This is a genomic window from Brooklawnia sp. (genome assembly GCF_032229645.1).
Taxonomy (GTDB): domain Bacteria; phylum Actinomycetota; class Actinomycetes; order Propionibacteriales; family Propionibacteriaceae; genus Brooklawnia.
The window spans coordinates 1-2,615 of the sequence record NZ_JAVTWX010000038.1 but is presented as its reverse complement, the minus strand read 5'-3'; the positions used below and the strand labels follow the sequence as shown (position 1 = coordinate 2,615).

Here is a 2,615-nt window from a genome sequence, read left to right as displayed (position 1 = left end):
ATGGTTGTCTTCCGAGCAAGAATGACGACCATCTACCACTCACTGACGGCTGTGGCCGCGATTATGGATCGCCACCCCGGGTTGGCTGGCGCGGTCGCAGAACAGATAAGGGACGTGTTGACAGATGCGGGCGCCCAACGGATCCTCGGGCGCGAAGGTAAGCAGGTTCGAAACCGGTGCGTCCATTACTCCATTCACGACACGAGCCTCATCCTTCAGCCGCGACTGCCCATGTTCGGCCTCGTGGAGGCTGTGTACCCAGGAATGACATGGGGCGACATGAATCGGGATGTCCTGACTACTACGGAAGCTCTGGCTGGGGCTCTTTCAAAATGGTGAAGGCAACGGGCCAGATCGTTATCCTGCTGTGTTGAGACGACCTACTCCTGGGGGACGACAACGATTCGCCGATGGTGCTCTCCGCGCAGTTCTCATGGGGACCTGGCCGCTATTCGATCCAGTTGACCGATGTTTCGTCTCTAACGTCCATGCGAGCCAAGCGGTTTTCACCTTCGGGGCAACGCCGCTGTGGCTAGGCGTTGTCCCTTTCCGTTCTCCCTGAGATCAGTTGGTTTTGGGACTGTGGACAAACGTATTTGACGACACGAACTTCCAATCATTCTCCGTGAGACATCAACTCACGGAAGGGGACGATCGTGTCGAGGCTTCATGATGCGCTTGGTTTGGATGAATTGTTGGAGGCAGCCGAGGCCGCTATTCCTGGTTGGGGATTGATCCATTCCGATCTCGGCGATCTGCGGACTTTGGATGATGTGGTGGCGGCGTCCCGGACGGGTTCCCCGCGGGCCCGCGATGACGTGTTGTTCGCGCTGGCGCGGCTCGCGTCGGTCGATGGCGCTGACGATCGGTGGGCCGCCGCGGTGTTGTGCCATCTGCTGGTGCCGGGGGTGATCGCGAAGCTGAGCCGGTTGCAGCTGCCTGCGCCTGCGCGGACCATCGATCAGCTCGCTGCCGGGCATTTGTGGATGTTGTGCCGCACCTTCCCCGGTGATGCGCGTCCGAAGGTTGCGCCGATGATCGTGTGGAAAGTCCGCAGGGCCGTGCTGGCTGACCTGGGGGTTTCGGATCGCGGCGGCGACAAGACATGGGCGAACACGACCGTGGTCGATCACACCCAGCTCGACTATCTGGCCGAACCCGTCGCTTGCGATGAACCTGATCCCGAGATCGCTGATCTGCTGCAGCTATCGCTGACCGACGAGTTGATCACCTGGGAACAAGCCCGACTGCTGGTCATGCTGATGCGTATCGCCGAGGACGCTGTGCCGAAGCGCGCGACCCGGCATGGGCTGTTGTCACAGGAGGCCTCCCGTCGGGTCGGTGATGAGCTGGGGATGGGCGCGAGCACGGTCCGCGCCAAGGCTGGCGTAACGCTGAACGCGTTGCGTGAGGCGACTCTTCGGGCTGCCTGATGTTCATGATTGTCCAGACCAGCTACGACTTCTCCTGCTTGGTCCAGTGTCCCGCCTGGCGGCATCACTCACTCCGCTGGAAATCGGGCCCTTTGAGAGCCGGTGTTCCGGCGGAGGGTGAGCCGTCATTCCGCTGTTGGGTGAGCCGGATACGTCGGCACATCTTTCATCCGTCTGGTGGGTTACCGGGAGCCTTTGGCACGGCTGGCCAGATCTGCCTGAGTTTCTTCCCGGCCCGGCTGAGCAGGACCGCCCATCGCTGGGCATGGGTTGGTGGGGAAGGAGTGGTCCAGTGAAACAGACCGAGATTGACCGGCTGGTCCGGGTGGCCGGTGGCGAGGACGAGGCCGTCCGCAGTTTGGAGACTGCGGTCGCAGACTTGCGGGCGGTCAAGGACGCTCAGGCGGTGCTGCGGGAGTTGCCTGCCGAGGATTTGCGGCATGCGTTGGAGTCGAGGAGCCGCGCCGTGTTGCGGGTGGTGTCATGACTACCGTCAGCGTGCCCGAGTTGCAGCGGGCCTGGCAGGCTCTCCAGGCTGGCCATTTCGCCGAGCCGCCCACCGGACCGGCACCTGAGTGGTTGCCTGATCGGCCGGTGATTCCGGTGTCGGGTGTTCACGGGCAATGCGGCGCCTCCACGGTCGCGCTGGCTCTGACCACTCTGCTCGCGCCTGCCCGGCTGGTCGAGTGCGCGTCCGGGCCGACGTGCGGCCTGACTGCTGCGTCCGCGAAAGAACTCGGCCCTTGCAGCCAGGGGTGGACGCGTGGTCTGCGCGGCGATGTCATGATCGATCGCAGTTATGAGATCCGGTTGGACGCCAACGAAGTGCCGATGCCAGCAGACCTCGATCGGGCGGTTGACCGCACGGTGGTCGATGTCGGCTGGGATCCGACCCACGTGCTCGCCACTAGGTCTTGGCTCTCGACGCTGCTGCTCGAATCTGGTCCGGCCGTGCTGGTGGCGGAGATGAGCGTCCCGGGTTTGCGGCGGTTGGAGAACACTCTGAGCCTGCTGCCCGACACCACAGCTATTGCGGCCGTTGTCGGTCCGCCGGTCAAGCGCTGGCCGAAGCAAGTGATGGGCTCGGCGGGCACCCTCACCAGGCAACTGATCGACGAGGACCGGCTGGTCAGTATCCCCGTTGTCAGCTCGCTGCGGCAGGCCGGGCTCACCCCGGAACCG

At 63.5% G+C, this 2,615-nt stretch carries 4 protein-coding genes; all 4 read left to right on the top strand.

Going from position 1 to position 2,615, the window contains the following annotated elements; all coding sequences use genetic code 11:
- Positions 1 to 339 (top strand): hypothetical protein (locus tag AAFP05_RS02265; RefSeq protein WP_341728230.1); only part of this gene is annotated, 339 nt, incomplete at its 5' end.
- Between the two features lie 317 nt (positions 340 to 656).
- Entirely contained in the window at positions 657 to 1,433 is a 777-nt protein-coding gene (locus tag AAFP05_RS02260) for a hypothetical protein (protein ID WP_341728229.1), read from the top strand.
- A 292-nt stretch (positions 1,434 to 1,725) separates the two neighbouring features.
- Positions 1,726 to 1,920, top strand: a complete 195-nt coding sequence (locus tag AAFP05_RS02255; RefSeq protein WP_341728228.1) for a hypothetical protein — start codon at positions 1,726 to 1,728, stop codon at positions 1,918 to 1,920.
- A partial coding sequence (locus AAFP05_RS02250; RefSeq protein WP_341728227.1) for a hypothetical protein occupies positions 1,917 to 2,615 on the top strand: 699 nt, incomplete at its 3' end. The genes AAFP05_RS02255 and AAFP05_RS02250, both read left to right, overlap by 4 nt.